The 17482-nt window shown below is 65.3% G+C and carries 14 protein-coding genes, 1 pseudogene and 1 riboswitch; of the genes and pseudogenes, 7 read left to right on the forward strand and 8 right to left on the reverse strand.

Annotation, left to right across the window (positions count from 1 at the left end; all coding sequences use genetic code 11):
• Window positions 1-14 precede the first annotated feature (14 nt).
• The 3 genes and pseudogenes from CCUG20998_RS21480 to CCUG20998_RS21490 all read right to left on the reverse strand — a co-directional run bounded on the left by CCUG20998_RS21480 (window position 15) and on the right by CCUG20998_RS21490 (window position 2819).
• Complete coding sequence (locus CCUG20998_RS21480; RefSeq protein WP_036456162.1) at window positions 15-914, reverse strand: SDR family oxidoreductase; 900 nt, start codon at window positions 912-914, stop codon at window positions 15-17.
• A pseudogene (locus CCUG20998_RS21485) lies at window positions 907-1077 on the reverse strand (spirocyclase AveC family protein); the annotation flags it as partial. The pseudogene CCUG20998_RS21485 and the gene CCUG20998_RS21480, both read right to left, overlap by 8 nt.
• Before the next feature lie 572 nt (window positions 1078-1649).
• Window positions 1650-2819 carry a PPE family protein gene (locus CCUG20998_RS21490; RefSeq protein WP_036456160.1) on the reverse strand — a complete coding sequence of 390 codons (1170 nt, stop codon included), beginning with the start codon at window positions 2817-2819 and terminating at the stop codon, window positions 1650-1652.
• A 519-nt stretch (window positions 2820-3338) separates the two neighbouring features.
• Here CCUG20998_RS21490 and CCUG20998_RS21495 point away from each other — a divergent pair.
• The 4 genes from CCUG20998_RS21495 (at window position 3339) to metE (ending at window position 8935) form a co-directional block, all read left to right on the forward strand.
• Entirely contained in the window at window positions 3339-4613 is a 1275-nt protein-coding gene (locus CCUG20998_RS21495) for a TetR/AcrR family transcriptional regulator (RefSeq protein ID WP_036456491.1), read from the forward strand.
• Window positions 4614-4717: 104 nt separating this feature from the next.
• Window positions 4718-5560, forward strand: a complete 843-nt coding sequence (locus CCUG20998_RS21500; protein WP_036456158.1) for an SDR family oxidoreductase — start codon at window positions 4718-4720, stop codon at window positions 5558-5560.
• A 16-nt stretch (window positions 5561-5576) separates the two neighbouring features.
• Entirely contained in the window at window positions 5577-6227 is a 651-nt protein-coding gene (locus CCUG20998_RS21505; protein WP_020729844.1) for an SDR family oxidoreductase, read from the forward strand.
• Window positions 6228-6282: 55 nt separating this feature from the next.
• Window positions 6283-6508, forward strand: a riboswitch (cobalamin riboswitch).
• Window positions 6509-6643: 135 nt separating this feature from the next.
• Complete coding sequence (metE, locus tag CCUG20998_RS21510) at window positions 6644-8935, forward strand: 5-methyltetrahydropteroyltriglutamate--homocysteine S-methyltransferase (protein WP_020729843.1); 2292 nt, start codon at window positions 6644-6646, stop codon at window positions 8933-8935.
• Window positions 8936-9011: 76 nt separating this feature from the next.
• Here metE and CCUG20998_RS21515 read toward each other — a convergent pair whose 3' ends face one another.
• Window positions 9012-10733 carry a DUF3556 domain-containing protein gene (locus CCUG20998_RS21515; protein WP_020729842.1) on the reverse strand — a complete coding sequence of 574 codons (1722 nt, stop codon included), beginning with the start codon at window positions 10731-10733 and terminating at the stop codon, window positions 9012-9014.
• Window positions 10734-10804: 71 nt separating this feature from the next.
• Complete coding sequence (locus tag CCUG20998_RS21520) at window positions 10805-11314, reverse strand: DoxX family protein (RefSeq protein WP_012395894.1); 510 nt, start codon at window positions 11312-11314, stop codon at window positions 10805-10807.
• A 172-nt stretch (window positions 11315-11486) separates the two neighbouring features.
• Here CCUG20998_RS21520 and CCUG20998_RS21525 point away from each other — a divergent pair, with 172 nt between their 5' ends.
• Both CCUG20998_RS21525 and CCUG20998_RS21530 read left to right on the forward strand, forming a co-directional pair.
• Window positions 11487-13052 carry a pyruvate, phosphate dikinase gene (locus tag CCUG20998_RS21525; protein ID WP_036456154.1) on the forward strand — a complete coding sequence of 522 codons (1566 nt, stop codon included), beginning with the start codon at window positions 11487-11489 and terminating at the stop codon, window positions 13050-13052.
• Complete coding sequence (locus tag CCUG20998_RS21530) at window positions 13049-13654, forward strand: hypothetical protein (protein ID WP_036456152.1); 606 nt, start codon at window positions 13049-13051, stop codon at window positions 13652-13654. The genes CCUG20998_RS21525 and CCUG20998_RS21530 overlap by 4 nt, the downstream gene beginning before the upstream one ends.
• Before the next feature lie 6 nt (window positions 13655-13660).
• On the opposite strand, the gene CCUG20998_RS21535 is transcribed toward CCUG20998_RS21530, so the two are convergent.
• Both CCUG20998_RS21535 and CCUG20998_RS21540 read right to left on the reverse strand, forming a co-directional pair.
• Entirely contained in the window at window positions 13661-14902 is a 1242-nt protein-coding gene (locus CCUG20998_RS21535) for a WS/DGAT domain-containing protein (RefSeq protein ID WP_036456151.1), read from the reverse strand.
• Window positions 14903-14906: 4 nt separating this feature from the next.
• Complete coding sequence (locus tag CCUG20998_RS21540; protein WP_020729838.1) at window positions 14907-15812, reverse strand: alpha/beta fold hydrolase; 906 nt, start codon at window positions 15810-15812, stop codon at window positions 14907-14909.
• A gap of 553 nt (window positions 15813-16365) precedes the next feature.
• Here CCUG20998_RS21540 and CCUG20998_RS21545 point away from each other — a divergent pair.
• Complete coding sequence (locus CCUG20998_RS21545; RefSeq protein WP_012395899.1) at window positions 16366-16953, forward strand: TetR/AcrR family transcriptional regulator; 588 nt, start codon at window positions 16366-16368, stop codon at window positions 16951-16953.
• 2 nt (window positions 16954-16955) lie between these two features.
• On the opposite strand, the gene CCUG20998_RS21550 is transcribed toward CCUG20998_RS21545, so the two are convergent.
• Window positions 16956-17432, reverse strand: a complete 477-nt coding sequence (locus CCUG20998_RS21550; RefSeq protein WP_020729836.1) for a VOC family protein — start codon at window positions 17430-17432, stop codon at window positions 16956-16958.
• Between the last annotated feature and the right edge of the window lie 50 nt (window positions 17433-17482).

The following is a 17482-nucleotide window of genomic DNA, read 5'->3' on the forward strand; positions in this document are numbered from 1 at the left end:
CAGCCTCGGTGGTGTCAGCCATGTTTGTCGCTCTCTGTAGATGGGACGCTCCGCAGAGCACCGGGCGGCGGGATGCCCATCACCAGTCGGGCCACCCTATGGGAAGCCTTACCGGAAAGCAGCCGGTTGGCAACCACCAGCATGCGGGCATCCTGGCCCACCGCGTGGCGGGTGAACGGCGCCCGGTCTTCGACGGCTCTGGCCAGATGTCGCGCGAACCGATCTGGCTCGGCCGCGAACCGCATCGCGAAGCGGCCCCGGCGCTCGATCGCGGCATGATGAGCCGCGTAGGGTCCGGCGAAGTCGCGGTGGTCCGACGTCCCGGCGTCGGTGATGATGTCGGTGTTGAAGGTTCCGGTCACCAGGACTGTGACGCCCAAACCGAAGGGCGCCACCTCGCCGGCCAACGATTCTGCCCAGCGTTCCAGTGCCCCTTTGGCCGCAGAGTAGGCCGCAATCTCCGGCATCCCCCGCACGCCGGCCTGACTCGAGATCATGACGATCCGTCCGCGGCCTGCGGTACGCATCGCGGGTAACAAGGCCTTGGTCAACTGCACTGGCCCCAGCACATGGGTAGCGAACATCCGCTCCCACAGCTCGATCGGTGTCTCCTCGACCGTGCCCGCCGCGGAGATGCCCGCATTGTGCACCAGCACCCGGGGAGCCCCGACGGCCTCTTCGATCACCTTGGCCGCCGCCGCTACCGACGCGGCGTCGGTCAGGTCCAACTGGACCGGTATCAGTCGCGAATCATCGACCACCCCAGCGACCTTGGCACGCAATTGGGCCATGCCCGACTCCGGTGCACGCATAGCCGCCAGCACCCGCCAACCCTGCCGATACATCTGCGCCACCGATGCCAGGCCGAGCCCGCGAGAGGCGCCCGTAATCACGATGGCCTTGGGCTCACCCATGCGCCGGCCCGCAGCGTCCACCGTCGCCCGGTGCCACCACCTCGGGGCGCCCGTGTGGCTGGGCACTCATCCAGGTGGACCAGACGCCAACCGAATACGGTCCCGGTTGACCGTTACGTTCGTAAAATCCCTGCGGGTCATAGACTTTGGCTTCGGGTAGGGGGGATCCGCGATTGGGTCGTGGCCGCGCGCGACGGCCAGCGCGTCGCTCGGCGATTCACTGCGTGCGGCGATATCCCCGTCGATCAGGTTTCGCATGGACGGGGGTAGCCAGCCCTCATTCGCGGCGAGTGCCCGGTTCGCATCTATTGCCAGATAGCGCTTGGCCAACGCGGGGCGCCGCCCCAGTACCCGCAGCACACCCGGTTCCAGACTGCCCGCGGCGAGCATTGCCGCTTGCACAACCAGCGACTCGAGCTGATTACGTTCCGGCAGCTCGGTGTCGACGAAAATCGCGCGGCCATTCGTCCAGGCCAGCGCTCCGCTGGCCGCCGCGCAAACACGCAGCCGACCGGCGATGGCCGAGGCCAGCGAGCTCCAGCGCGCCAGCCGATCCGAGCTCGGTTGGTCGTCGGTTAAGCGGTCGGTCATCGTCGTTACGCCCGGCGTTCTTGTTGACCAAATATCTGTTCCAACTTAGGGTCCGGCTCCCGGCGCGGTCAATGGGCCGGGCAGCAACAGCCGAGCTACTGTCGCCCGGACCTGCAAGGCCGTGACTTCGAGCCGACCGGCGCGCTATCCGATTCCCGTCCTGGGCACCACGCTGGGCCGGGACTGTATTGGGTTCGGGCTGGCACCGCCTCGGCCCAGCATTCCACCGGGCATCCCGCCACCGGCACCCGCACCCGCACCCATCGGCATCGGCATCATCGGCATTCCGGCGGGTCGTCCCGCCGCGGCCATCTCAGCCTCGTTGGCGACACCGGCCGGGCCCAACCCCGCCATCGCCGAGCTAGCCATCCGAGAGGGCATCGATCCCTCCCAGGTCGGCGGAACCGATACCGCGCCGACCATCCGCGCTTTGCCCAACCCGGCCGAAATCGATGAACCCAGCCCCGCCCCGCCCATCGCCTTCACTCCGCTGACCGGTGCGTCCACCAACTTCGCTGCGCTCGCGGGGATTCCGGCGGCGGTTGCGCCGGCCACCCCGGCGGTCGACCCGCGCAGCGAACTACTCATCAGGTTCATCAGCGGTGACATCGCCATGCTGAACGGGTACATCAGCATCGACGCATTCTGCAGTGGCAATGACTGCAGCGTCGTCAGCGCCGCCGGGACGGCCGCCATGACGCTTTGCACCGGTGTGGCGAGCGCCGAGGAGGCGGATGTGACCATCCCGAACGCCTGCGTTCCGATCTGGGATGCCAATCCCGCCAGGTCCACGGGCGGCAGACTGAACGGCACCAGGGCGGCCGCCACCGACGACGCCCCACCGTGATAACCCACCATGGCTGCGACATCCTGGGCCCACATCTCCAAGTAGTCGAATTCGTTGGCCGCAATCGCGGGTGTGTTCTGGCCCAGAATATTGGTTGCCACCAACGACACCAACGACATCCGGTTGGCGGTGACGGCAGCCGGGTGCACGGTCGCCGACAGTGCGGCTTCAAACGCCGTCGCCGCCGTCCGAGCCTGATTGGCCGCCGACTCGGCCTGGCCCGCCGCTGCGCTCAGCCAGCCCACATACGGTGCCGCGGCGGCCGCCATCGACACCGACGCCGGACCAGACCAAGACCCACTGGACAGCCCCGAGACGACCGAATCAAATGATGACGCCGACGCATACAGATCCTGCGCCAACCCTTCCCAGGCCGACGCCGCGGCGAACAGCGGCCCCGAGCCCGCGCCGGAGAATATCCGAGTCGAATTTATCTCTGGCGGTAACCAAGCAAAGTCCAACATCATCACACCCCAAACCGTTCAGCCGCCCCAACGACCCGGACAACTCGCCTGTCGACAACCTCCGCAACTGCATTTGACCCCTTAGGCAACAGTCGCCATTCGGCGACAATTGCCAATACGGCCAGATGCTAGGACGGGGTCGGCGCCGGCGTCCGGGCTTTCACATGGGACCCTGCTGTCAATAGCCTGCCAAGCCGCTGTCAGCTCGGCCGGGACCCTCTCACCGGGCGTGCGCCGGCTACGCCGCGCCAGCGCAGTCAGCAAGATCAAACCACGGGCCGGGCCGCCCCTGGCGCAAGTCGCTGCAAGCCGATCGCGCGGCCAACCGGCAGTTCGACAGGACCGGGCAGCCGGCCCGCACCGGCACGCTCGTGACCACTGTCCGAGCACCCAGTCTGCTAGATTTAACAAAAATTTGGTTGGCAGGAGGGACGAAGGCATATGTTTGCTAGGTCGCAATTCTGCCGACCCATACACCGGTAGCCTATGGCGAAGGTCAATGCAGCGGCGAAGAGCCGGTGGATGGCTGATCACCGAGATCAGGCCGGGACGGACGACTCCGGGACGCGCCGGACCGAGATTCTCCAGACCGCGGCGGCGTTGATAGCCTCGTCGGGTTTGCGGACGTCGCTGCAGGAAATCGCTGACGCCGCAGGCATTCTGCCGGGCAGCCTCTATCACCATTTCGAGTCCAAAGAGGCGATCCTGATCGAACTGATCCGCCGCTATCAGGACGACTTACATCAGATCGGGCAAAGCTGGCAAGCGAAGCTGGACCAACCCGATTCGCGAACCGTGGCCGAGAAGATCACCCAACTGGGAGCCGCGATCGCCAACTGTGCGGTAGCGCATCGGGCCGCGCTTCAGATGTCGTTCTACGAGGGCCCCAGCGCGGATCCTGAACTGATGAAGCTGACGTCGCAACGTCCGCTAGCGATACAAGAAGCCATGCTGCAAACGCTGCGCGCCGGGCGGTGGAGCGGCTACATCAGGACCGAAATCGACCTCCCCACGTTGGCCGACCGGATCTGTCAAACAATGCTGCAAGTAGGTCTGGACGTGATGCGTCGCAACGCATCCGCCGACCAGGTCTCCGGGTTGATGTGCCGAACCATCCTGCAAGGCTTGGCAAGCCACGCACCAATCGACGTGGATCTGGACGGTTCCAATGCGCTGTCCGCAGCAAACGACGTGATCGCAACATGGATCGACGACAAGGACGCCAATCCCAGTGACAAGGCCGCCCACGTTCGGGCGGTGGCACGAATGGAGTTCGGGCGCAAGGGTTACGAAGTCACCACGATCAGAGACATCGCATCTGCGTCCGGACTTGGCACCGGGACTGTGTACCGGGTGATCGGATCCAAAGACAAGCTGCTGGCGTCAATCATGCGTTCGTTCGGACAGAAGGTCGAAGCGGGCTGGGTCGCCGTGCTGCGCTCGAACGCGACGCCGATCGAGAAGCTGGACGCGCTTAGCTGGGTGAATATCAATGCGCTGGACCAGTTTTCCGACGAGTTCCGGATTCAGCTCGCGTGGATGAGACAGTCGCCACCGGATACTCCCAACCCGGGGTGGCTCTACGCCGCGCGGCTGCGACAGATGAAATCGCTTCTGTCCGAAGGTCTGCGGTCCGCAGAAATACAGATCGAACCGCCGTCCATCACGATGCTGGCCCGATGCGTCATCGGTTTGCAGTGGATACCGGAGAACATCTTGCACTTCGTCGGCACCCGTGCGGCGCTCATTCACGCCCGTGACACGGTGTTGCGTGGCGTCGCCGTGCGCGGCCAGTAGCGGCACCGCTTTCTCCGGCGCGATTGAACCAACTGCGCTATTGAACCAAATATATGTTCCCCTTAGAGTGAGGCGGGTAACCGGGGCCGGGGAAAGGGACCTTGATGACAGTTGTGGATCGGTTGCGGTACGACGGCAAACGAGCGCTGATCGTCGGCGGCGCCACCGGGATGGGCGCCGCGGCCGCCAAGTCAGCGGCCGAACTCGGCGCCGAAGTCATCGTGATGGACTACGCGCCGGTGGGTTATGACGCCGCCCAGACGCTGAGCGTTGATCTGCGCGACCCGGCATCCATCGACTCCGCTGTCGGGCGGCTGGGCGGGCCGGTCCATGCGGTGTTCTCCGCGGCCGGTGTCGCAGACGGACCAGACCTGATGAAGATCAATTTCATCGGCCACCGCCATCTGATCGACCGCCTGCTGGCCAATGACCAGCTCCCTTCGGGATCGGCGGTCTGTTTCGTCTCGTCGGTCGCGGGCATGGGCTGGGAGAACGACCTGCCGCGGCTGACCGAGTTCCTGGCCACTCCTGACTATGGAGCGGCCCAGGACTGGGTATCGGCGCATGAAGCCGAGGGCATCATTCACTACGGCTTCAGCAAGAAGACCATCAATGCCTACGTGGCGACCAGGGCCTATCCCCTGCTGAAAAGGGGGATCCGCATCAACGCCATCTGCCCAGGCCCCACCGATACCCCGTTGGCCCAAGCCAATGCCGACTTGTGGCTTACCTTCGCGCAGGACTACCGCGACGAGACCGGCTCCAAAGTGCACACCCCGGAGCAGATGGGCGACGTGATGGTGTTCCTCAACAGCGCGGCCGCCTTCGGGATCAGCGGGATCACGCTATTGGTGGACTACGGGCACACCATGTCGTCACTGACCGGCGCCTACCCGCCAGGCAAGCCCATCATCGACCTCATCATGGGCCGCGTCCCGATGCCCTAGCGGTAGCGTCGCTGCTATGACGCGTGTTGTTGTCTTCGGTGGCCACGGCAAGGTCGCTCTGCTGCTGGGGCACATCCTGGCCGACCGGGGCGACCAGGTGAGCTCGGTCTTCCGCAACCCCGACCACCGCGATGACATCGCCGCAACGGGCGCCACACCGGTGCAAGCCGATATCGAAGGGCTAGATACCGCCGCGCTGGCCGGACTGCTGACCGGGCACGATGCGGTGGTGTTCTCCGCCGGCGCGGGTGGCGGCAATCCAGCGCGCACCTATGCCGTCGACCGCGACGCCGCCATCAGAGTCATCGATGCCGCGACGCGGGCGGGTGTGCAGCGGTTCGTGATGGTCTCCTATTTCGGCGCCGGCCCTAATCATGGCGTATCGGTTGATGATTCGTTCTTCCCGTATGCGCAGGCGAAGGCGGCCGCGGACGCCCATTTGCGTGCCAGCAAACTGGACTGGACCGTGCTGGGGCCGAGCCGGCTCACCATGGAACCGGCGACCGGGCGGATCTCAATTGGCACGGGCAAGAGCGGCAAAGCCACGGTGTCGCGCGCCGATGTCGCGCGGGTGATCGCCGCCACGCTCAACGATGACTCAACCATCGGCCGGACCATCGACTTCAACAACGGCGATGTGCCCATCGCCACGGCATTGGCAGACTAACCGGCCAGTACGCGACCGCGGGGCGGCAGAGTAACCTGGACCACGCAGCTGGTCTGCCGTCATCGCCCCACGCGGTGTCGGCATCGAGCGAGGCATCAACGATGCGTCGTAAGAGGGAATCCGGTGAGAATCCGGAACTGTCCCGCAGCGGTATGCAGGAACGACCGCCGTCATGAACTAAACAAGCACTGGTCCTTCACGACTGGGAAGCGACGGCCACTAGGAGCACCACCGGGTGCGCGCCTGCGAGTCCGAAGACCTGCCAGTTGTGCCGGGCGCGCCGCGCCCGGCGGCTCATCGCCTCGTGGAATGGGCGTTCGGCCGAAGCGGTTGTGCTCGTGCGGTCAAGGCATGGCGCAATCGGGTCGGTTGTGCGTCCGAGGGCGGTGATCACCCCGTCAATTGAAGGACGCGCTGTGACTCAGCTAGTAAGCCATCAACCATTTTTCGCAACCATTACCGGCTCTCCCCGTATTGGTCCGCGCCGCGAACTCAAGCGCGCAACCGAGGGCTATTGGGCGGGACGCACCAACCGAGCAGAGTTGGAATCCGTCGCCGCCACCCTGCGTCGCGACACCTGGACCGACCTGGCCGCGGCCGGTCTGGACTCGGTTCCGGTGAACACCTTCTCCTATTACGACCAGATGCTTGACACCGCAGTTCTGTTGGGCGCCTTGCCCACCCGAGTAGCCGGGATCTGCGACGACCTGGACCGCTACTTCGCCGCGGCGCGGGGCAATGCTGAGGTCGCGCCCTTGGAGATGACCAAGTGGTTCGACACCAACTACCACTACCTGGTCCCCGAGATCGGGCCGGACACCCGGTTTGGGCTGCATCCCGACAAGGTGCTCGCCGAATTGAAAGAGGCGCAGGAGCTCGGCATCCCGGCACGGCCCGTGGTCATCGGCCCGGTCACCTTCCTGCTGCTCAGCAAGGCCGTCGACGGCGCATCCGCGCCGATAGGGCGGCTCGAGGAGCTGATGCCGATCTATTCGGAGCTATTGTCACTGCTCGCCGATAGCGGTGCCCAATGGGTACAGCTGGATGAACCGGCGCTGGTGACCGACATCTGCCCCGACGCGCCCGCGCTTGCCGAACGGATGTACACCGCGCTGGGGTCACTGGCCAACCGGCCGGCCATCCATGTCGCTACCTACTTCGGCGACCCGGGCGCCGCGCTGGGGGCGCTGGCCCGTACCCCCATCGAGGCGATCGGCGTCGACCTGGTTGCCGGTGCGCACACCGCGATCGCGTCCATCGTCGCGGCTCCTGAGCTGGCCGACAAAACGCTGGTGGCCGGCATCGTCGACGGTCGCAACATCTGGCGCACCGACTTGCAGGCGGCGTTGAGCCGGCTGGCGACCCTGCTTGGTTCGGCAGCCAGCATCGCGGTGTCCACGTCGTGTTCGACCCTGCATGTGCCGTACTCGTTGCAGCCCGAGACCGACCTGGACGCCAGCCTGCGCAGCTGGCTGGCATTTGGCGCGGAGAAGGTGGCCGAGGTCGCGGTTCTGGCCCGCGCTCTGCGCGAGGGGCGCGAGGCGGTCGCCGCTGAGATCGCGGCGTCCAACGAAGCGGTGGCCTCCCGCAAGAAGGATCCACGGCTGCACAACGGGCAGGTGCGGGCCCGCATCCATGCCATCCTCGCCTCGGGTGTGCATCGGGGCGATGCCGCCGCACGCCGACTCAGCCAGGAGGCACGGCTACAGCTGCCGCCGCTACCCACCACGACGATCGGCTCCTATCCGCAGACCACGGCGATCCGAACCGCCCGTGCGGCACTGCGCGCCGACGAGATCGACGAGGCGGAGTACGCGCGCCGGATGGAGAAAGAGATCGCCGACGTCATCGCCCTACAGGAAAAGCTGGGACTCGACGTGCTGGTACACGGTGAGCCGGAACGAAACGACATGGTGCAGTACTTCGCCGAGCAGTTGGACGGCTTCTTCGCCACTCAGAATGGCTGGGTCCAGTCCTACGGCAGCCGCTGCGTACGTCCGCCGATTCTCTACGGTGACGTAGCGCGCTCCCATCCGATGACGGTCGACTGGATCAGCTACGCGCAGTCGCTGACCGCCAAGCCGGTCAAGGGCATGCTGACCGGCCCGGTCACCATCCTGGCGTGGTCTTTCGTGCGTGACGATCAGGCGCTGCCCGATACCGCCAATCAGGTGGCGCTGGCCATTCGTGATGAGACCGTGGATCTGCAGTCGGCCGGCATCGCGGTGATCCAGGTCGACGAGCCGGCGCTGCGCGAATTGCTGCCACTGCGGCGCAGCGAGCAGGATGTGTACTTGCGTTGGGCGGTAGCCGCTTTCCGCTTGGCGACGTCCGGAGTTGCCGACTCGACCCAGATCCACACTCACCTGTGCTACTCGGAATTTGGTGAGGTGATCGGGGCCATCGCGGACCTTGATGCCGACGTCACCTCCATCGAGGCGGCACGCTCCCACATGGAGGTGCTCGACGATCTGAATGCGATCGGTTTTGCCAACAGTGTGGGCCCCGGCGTCTACGACATTCACTCACCACGAGTGCCCAGCGCCGAGGAGATGGCGGATTCGCTACGTGCCGCTTTGAAAGCCGTTCCAGCTGGGCGGCTCTGGGCCAATCCCGACTGCGGGCTCAAGACCCGCAACGTTGATGAGGTGACGGCGTCCCTGCAGAACATGGTCGCCGCCGCACAGAAAGTACGACCCGAGGCGTAGGGCCTGTCGGGTGTGACGCCACTGCGAGTTTCGCGATGAAATCTCGCAGTGGCGTCACGCTCGACGCTCGACGGCCTTACTCCGACTGCACCTGGACTGGTACGTCGTCGGCCCAGGGCTGCCGCGTCACCATGTCCGAAACCCGCACCCATCCCCGCTCGAATTCGCCGGTGGCCGCATCCACCAGGCGGTAGGCCTGAGTCTGCTTGTGGATGGGTTGCGCGTCGAGCAGCACGATACGCACCTCCCCCGGCTCGAAGTTGCAGCGCTGCTGCATCGCGGCGATGAGTTGCTCGTTATGCATGTGTCCGTCGCCGAAATTCCAGCCGACGGCGGTGCTGCAGATCCGCTCCCCGTCGGTGATGACATAGTCGTCTTCGTCCTGGCCGGCCATTGCCCGGTGGGCCAGGGTGAACAGCGCCCTGCCGTGAGTGTTCATGGCGCGGAACGCATATCCGAGATACATCGGGATCTGCGCCCGGTCCTTGCCGTAGAAGCGCTCCAGCTGAGCCTGCGGCATGCTGGCGATTGCGACGATCCCCCGCTTGATCTTGGCGTCAGCCGAGGGTTTGATGCACCACAACGTGGTGTCCCAGTTGCCGGCGTAATAGCGCATCCCGGGCAGAAACGAGATCTTGCGCGGGAACAAGTTGCCCAAGATGACAATTCCTGCCACCACGGCAAACAGAATCGCCACCGGCACAGGGTTTTTCACATCGGTTAGGCCGAGGTCAGCATGGCCGACGAACAGCGCCAACACGCCGAAGATCATGAATACGTTCCACTCCAGCGGTACCCCCATCGGAATCGCCGTCAGAATTCCCAGGTGAAAGCAGACCATCGCGATCGCCGCGGCGGTGGTCGGCCAGCCGCCGTGCGACAGAAACAACGCCACGGGAACGAACATTTCGATGAAAGTGCTGAGGTGCGCGAGCATGCGTGACAGCAATCCGGGCCGCAGATCGTCGGGAAACTTTGCAAAGAACATCCGCTTGATGAAGCGCGGCCGGAACAAGGGGTTGTTGGACATCATCGTCGAGATGACGAATGGGAAGTGCCGGTTGAGCTTGGAGGTCGCCGCACCCATCCAGATCACCAGGAACACCAGCTTGGCGGCCACGATCATGTCTATCCCGCCGAGCAGAAAGGTGACCGTCAGCGTCCCGTAGACCTCACCGCGGGCGGCCAGGAAGATCACCTTGTCGCGCAGCCCCACCATCGCCAGGAGCAGCAGGATCATCACGATCTCCCACATCGGCAGCAGCCCCACCTTGCTGCCCAGCTCCGGCATCGGGCCGGAGCCATCGGTGAACAGCGCCGTCACCAACATGATCAACAACAGCGCATAGAGCGCGACATCCACCGGCTTGCGTTTGGTCCCCGCGGTCCACGGGACGCGCTCGGGCCAGGGTGGCAGCCGGATGGTGCCGAATCGTAGCCAGTACAAGCTCGAGCCCATGGGCGGGAAGAACCGATTGTTCAGCGGGCCGAACCCGCAGCCCAGCCCGACGACCTCGAACAGCATCGTGTAGAGCACTATCTTCTGGAACACGATCGGCTCGGTGTACCACGACTTGACGTCGGTGAATCCTTCGATTCCTTTGGTGCTGAACACGATCAGCCAGCCCACCAGGATGTAGAGCAGGATCTTGCCGACGTAGAACAGGTGCATCACGACCGGAGTGCCAAAGCCGACCTCGGCCCAATGGCGGGCCATCGGGCGGATCTTTTCACTGCGGGTGCCCTTGCCCCATTCGACAATGTCGACCTGCGGCAGCACGGGCTTGAGAAATCCCATGGTTTCACACACTAGAACGTGTTCTAGTGTTTCGCCGCGCAGCCACGGCAAGCCGGGTTTGCGCCCGTCGGCTATCCGGCCTGCCGAGCCGGCGGCCGGTAAAAGATCAGCAACTGGCCGAAGGCCCCGGCCAGCCCAAGCCCAAGCGATGCCACCAAACCCGGCCAGCCATTGAGCCAGTTGTTCCCGAATATCACCCAGTCCAGACTCAGTTTTCCAGCACCGATCGTGGCCACCGCGACGGCGCTGAGGGCGAGCACCAGGTTGTACTCCCAGCCCTCTTTGACGATGAAAAATCCGTTGGGTCGGTGCACGGTCCAGGCCGCGACGAACATCAGCGAGACAAAGCCCGCCGCCGGGATCGGAGTGAGCAGGCCGGCCGCAAGTCCCAAGCCCGCGGATACCTCGGTGATCGCGGCCACCGTGGCGTGAAACTTTCCGGGCTTCATGCCGATGCTTTCAAACCATCGTGCCGTGCCCGGAATCCGGCCGCCGCCGAAGAACTTGTTGAATCCGTGCGCGGCCATTGTGAGGCCCAGCACCAGCCGAAGGATCAGTAATCCGACATCGTAGGGAGCCATGAGTGCAAACCTAGATCATTCGGCGCATCCCACAACAGCAGCGCCGAGCCGCGGACGCTAGTGAACCGTGTGGAAACATAGCGAGCGTTCTGGGAGTTTGCCGAAGACCACAAGGGGGTGCACCACGACTCGTTTCTCACGAGCCGGGGGCATCCCGTTCACCGGCCCCGCCGTGGTGTTACTGGACGGCCGCGCACATCAGCCTCGGGAGGTCCTGGGCAACAAGGGCCACGGTATCGACTCAATGCGCCGGAACAATCTGCCGGTGCCGCCTGCCTTCTGCATCACCAGCGAAGTGGGCGTGCGCTACCTGGCGGATCCAGCACCAACACTGGACGCGATCTGGGACGACGTCGTGAACCGGATCAGATGGCTGGAGGCCGAGACGGGACGCACCTTCGGCAGCGGGCCGCATCCGCTGCTGGTCAGTGTGCGCTCGGGAGCCAACCAGTCGATGCCCGGCATGATGGACACAATTTTGGACCTGGGCATGAACGACACCGTCGAGCAGGCCCTGGCCTCCCCCGGCACCGGCGACTTCGCGCGCGACACCAGGCGCCGGTTCACCCGCATGTATCGGCGAATCGTGGCGGGAAGTGATCCCCCCGACGACCCCTACGAGCAGCTACGTGCTGGCATCGGCGCCGTGTTCGCCTCCTGGAACTCTCCGCGCGCCATCGCCTACCGCAACCACTACAGTCTCAACGACCAGGGCGGCACCGCTGTCGTGGTTCAGGCGATGGTGTTCGGCAACCGCAGCGCCGATTCCGGCGCCGGGGTGCTGTCGTCGCGCAATCCGATCACCGGCGCCAGCGAACCGTTCGGCGAATGGCTACCCGGCGGTCAGGGTGATGACGTCGTCTCGGGTCTGCTCGAGGTAGAACCGATCGCCGCCCTGCGCGACCGACTGCCGAAGATCTACCTCGAATTGTTGGATGCCGCGCGCAGCCTGGAACGGCTCGCGGCCGAGGTGCAAGAAGTCGAGTTCACCGTCGAAAGCGGAAAGCTGTGGCTGCTGCAGACGCGATCCGCCGAGCGGTCCGCGCAGGCCGCGGTGCGATTGGCGCTGCAACTGCGCGGTGCCGGCCTGATCGACGATGCCGAGACGCTGCGCAGAATCACCCCCACCCACGTGGAGACCCTCTTGCTGCCCACGCTGCAGCCGGAAGAGCGTTTGGCCGCATCGCTTTTGGCAAAGGGCCTGCCGGCGTGCCCGGGAGTGGCCGCGGGCCTGGCCTACACCGACGTGGACGAGGCGCTGGACGCCGCCGACCGGGGCGAGCAGGTGATCCTGGTGCGTGACCACACCAGGCCCGAAGACGTCTCGGGAATGCTTGCCGCGCAGGGCATCGTCACCGAGATCGGTGGCGCTGCCAGCCACGCTGCGGTGGTCAGCCGTGAGCTCGGCCGGGTGGCGGTGGTCGGTTGTGGTGACGGGGTTGCGGCCTCGTTGGCCGGCAAGCGGATTACCGTCGACGGCTACACGGGCGAAGTGCGCGAGGGCATTTTGGCGCCGTCCGCGTGGTCGGAGGACGACACACCCGAGCTACGCGATCTAACGACGATCGCGCTGAAGATCAGCCCGCTGCGCGCGCATGCGAGCGGCGACTACCCCAAGCTAGACGATCCTTCCGAGGCTGGGGTGCTGACCGCGATGGCCGCCGGCTACACCGATGTCGTCTCGGCCGCACCGCTGATCACCATGTTGAACGCGCTACGTGTGCAGGACGGTCTATGACGGAATTGGCGATACTGCAAGCAATCAGGTTGAAGGGGCGGGTGAGCCCGCCCGACCTTGCCGAGACGGTGAGCCTGGACCTGGCCGAAGTCGCGGACACGGTCGCGCGGCTGACCGCGGCAAACCTGTTGGTCGGCGACACCACATTGCGCATCAGCCCCGAGGGCCGGGTCCGGCTCAGCGAATTGCTGACCGAGGAACGCAACGCGGCGGACGCGACCACACTGGCCAACGTCTACGACGACTTTCGTTCCGTGAACGCCGCTTTCAAGGCTCTGGTGACAGAGTGGCAGCTTCGAGGCGGCAAACCGAACAGCCATGACGACGCCGACTATGACGCCGCAATCCTGGCCCAGCTTGATGATGTGCACCAGCGGGTGGAGCCGATCATTGCGACCGCGGCGACACAGCTGCCGCGGCTGCATGCTTACTCGAGAAAGTTGAGTGCGGCGCTGGGCAGGGTCAAGGCCGGCGAGACCGCCTGGTTGACCCGCCCGCTCATCGACTCCTACCACACGGTGTGGTTCGAATTGCACGAAGAACTAATCCTGGCCGTCGGGCTGACCCGCGAGCAGGCGGCTAGATCCGGTGACGCCCAGTAGATTTCGCTACAAAGCCTGGGCGAGGAGTTCCAGGTAGGAGTCGATGTCGGCCACCGCTGACTGTGCCGCGTGGACACTGACCGCAATGGTGTCGCCGATGCCGTGCACGCCATGGGTCAGCCCCATCACCGGTGACAGCGCCGGATACCCGGCCGTGAGCACCACCGGAGCTTCCCCGAAGCTCAGATCGGCGGCGCCGCGGTGCACGCTGGACACCACCGTGTTTCCGGCCACCTGATCCGGCCGCATGTCCGCATCGAATTGGCTTACCCCCCAGCGCAACAATGCGGCGGGGACCCTCGCAAAGGCGAGATCGGACGCGCTGGCTGCCGGATGCTGCATGCGACGACGGGCGTTGGCCAGATCGGCGGCGATTCGATGCATCCGCTCGCCGCGTTCGAGCTGCGGATACAACCCGACAGCGATGTTGCCGAAGTGGTTGTTTGCTTGCCGCAGTCCCGGTTTGGCCATCGGGACTTCGGCGCCCAACTGTTCGGCGTTCCCGTCGAGTAGCCGTGACAGTGCGGCCGAAACCGCGGCCAGCACCGCGACCGTGACCGTCGGACCGCAGATCTGGGAGCGATGTCGCACCAAGGTGCGCAGCTCGCGGGCGCCCTCGGGCCTGGCGTTGGTGCTGCGCAGCGGCCGCGATCCGGCGCCAGGTGCCAACAATCCGGCTTCGGTGTCACGTACCAGACGGCGGTGCGTACACACCGCATCGGCGGCCACCCTGGGCAGAAAGCCCCGCCGCCGGGGCGCCGCCGAGGGGATGGGAGCGCGGCGCCCAAACAGCCGGGCCGCCAATGCCGAGGCGCGCACGCCGTCGCCGAGCGCGTGGGCGACCTGCACGACGACAACGGTGCCCGGCGTCTGGACGCCCGGAATCCCGCTAACGGGGGCAAATACATGTGCCCGCCACGACATCAGCCGAATATCCAGCTGGTCGCGGGCCAGCCCGACCACCGCCGCGAGGCAGCCGTGCCAGCTGTCATCGTCAAGGTGGTGCCGGACCACCTGTTCGGACCCGACGTCGGTGGCTAGCCACCGCGGATAGGTCAACACAGCGCCGTCGTGGACGCGCATCCGCAGCTCCGGACACGCGCGGGCCCGGCGGACGAGCTGATCGATGGCGCACTCTGGTTCGGCCGGTCGACCGTCGAATGCATACAACAGGAATTGATCGTTGGGCATTTTCGCCGACATCCAATAGAACTGCGCATCGACGGCCGCCATCGGGTGCGCCGCCACCGGTTCAGCCCGGCGGGGCAATGAACGGCAGGATCAGCTTGGCCACCGCTTCGGGCTGTTCGAGCTGCAGGAAGTGACCGGCTTGTTCGACGACCGCCACCTCACTGCCCGACGGCAGCACCCTTTCCGTCCAGTGCGTGAAAGCCACTGCGGCACAGCCATCGTCACGACCGTGTAGGTAGAGCACCGGCAATTGAGGCGCCTCGGTCCACCAACGGTTCAACTCCGCGTAGCGGGCCGGGGGCCGGGTGTTGCGAATGGTTGCCCGGTAGGGACCCAACGCCGCGCGCCACCCCTCTGCCGTCCCGATGGCAGCGTCGACGTGGCGCAGATCCTCCTCGGCATAGTAGGTGGGTGACCATCGTCGCCACAGCAGCCGGGGCACCCACGAGGCCGACCGCTCGGGCAACCAGGGCAGCTGGAAGTAGAGGATGTACCAGCTCCGTAAGAGCTGGTGGGGCAGCTCGCGGGCCAGACGGCCGCGGTCGGGCACCCGGCCCAGCGGGCGAAACGCGGCCGCCGGTGGCACCGACATGATGACGGCCCGGGAAAACGGGCTGTCGGGCATTGCCGCCAAGCCGGCCACGGCGATGGCGCCCCAGTCGTGGCCGATCAGCACGTCACCCTCGGTAGCGCCAGCAGCGGATCGCACCCGCAGTGCGTCATCCATCAGCGCACCAACGTGATAGCTCCCGTCGGCGGGAATCGCCGACGGCGCATAGCCCCGCATGAACGGTGCAACGACCCGCCACCCCGAGTCGACCAGAATCGGGGCGAGCTTGCGCCAACCGTAGGCCGTGTCGGGAAAGCCGTGCAGGCACAACGCCATCGGCGCCTCGGGGCGACCCCAGGTCAAGGCTTTCAGATCACCGTTGGGCCCGGGCACATCAATCCAGCGCGGCTCAGGCATCACGGGCCTTGTCGTGGTCATCCGCGGCGCCGGCACAACCTTCGACAGCTGGCTCGATGGGCCCGCTGACCCACCGAGCGGCATCGTCTTGCATGTTGACTCCTGTTCGCCACGTGCAACCCGTATGCACCAACGTAACTGGCGCCGAATGAGGACAACACCACCGATCGGAGACACCGCCGTCGTCTCCCGACACGGTCGCTGAGCCTACGCACTTGCTCGACGCGACGGCGAGATCGCGGCCCGCAGGCGGATCCAAGTCGATGGTGTTCGCCACGTTACCCCAGGGGACGGCGCGAACCGGATGCATGTCCGTGACCGCCCAAAGGCACGCCTGGCCGCTCCGATACCGGGTCTGGCCGGGGTGGCGCTGCGCGACGCGCCGGCCGCGATACAGCCAGATTGTCTGGTACCTATCCGGGGGCCGTTTGGGGCCGAACTCGCTGGGCATGCGCATTCGAGCCCACACTGAGCCCGCCAACATCTACAACCGCCGGGCTGACATGCGATGAATTTCTTCGCACGACGATGATCCAGCGGCTAATTTCTAGATATGTCGACCGACTCGCACGGGCGCCGCTGGGCCAAAACAGACGCCACCCAGCGCCGGATCCTCGACGCAGCGACCGAGGTGTTCGCCACCAGAGGCTTCAATGCGGCCACCATGGCCGAAGTGGTGGCTAGCTCCGGGGCCAGTATCGGCAGCATCTATCACCACTTCGGCGGTAAGACCGAACTGTTTCTGGCGATCTTCGAGCAGATGGCCAGCGCCGTCGAAGGCAAGATCGAGGAAGCGCTTCAGCAAGCCGGCGACGAAACCGACCGGCGTCGCATCTTCGAACTGGGTGTACGGGCTTACCTCGATGGGCTCTGGGAGCACCGGCGGGTAGCCAGATTGCTCGCCTCCGGAGATCGACCGACCGACTTCGGAATCACTCGTCGCGATCGCATGACGTCTGCTTTTCGCAGCTGGATGGCGGTGCTAGAACTCGACTCGTCGCTGCATGGACAATTCCTCAGCCGCGCTCTGCTGGCGATCATGGAGGAATCGTCACTGATGGTTGCGGCATGCGAGGAGCCCGAACAAGTCAAACCGGTCATCGACGCCACGATCGAATGGATTGGCCGACTCACCGAGTGAGCTCACCCCGCGGCGTTCACCGCCTCTTCCAGCTCGGCGACCACAATTTTGTGCATGCCGAGCATCGCGGTGGTTGCGGCTGCCGCCCGCGCCGGGTCCGGATCGCTCAGCAGCTCATACAGCCGGTCGGGAACGATCTGCCAGCTCAGGCCGAACCGGTCCTTGCACCAACCGCACTGCGATTGCGCACCGCCCTGGGTTAACCGATCCCAGTAGTAGTCGACCTCATCTTGGTCTTTGCAGTTGACCGTGAACGAGACCGCCTCGGTGAACGGGAACTGTGGACCGCCGTTGATTCCAATGAACCGGACCCCGTCTAGGACGAAGGTTCCCGATATCACCGTGCCGGGTTCACCCGGGCCCGCCTCGGTATGCCGGTTGAATCCCTCGATCTGCGAGTTCGGGAACACCGACGTGTAGAACTGTGCGGCTTCCGCCAGATTGTGGTCGAACCACAGCGAGGGCGTGATAGCTGGCATTGGCGGCTCCTGGTCGTTGGGATCTCGTCATTTCAATAGACCCCGGCTGG

The sequence above is a fragment of the Mycobacterium marinum genome, from assembly GCF_003391395.1.
Classification (GTDB): domain Bacteria; phylum Actinomycetota; class Actinomycetes; order Mycobacteriales; family Mycobacteriaceae; genus Mycobacterium; species Mycobacterium marinum.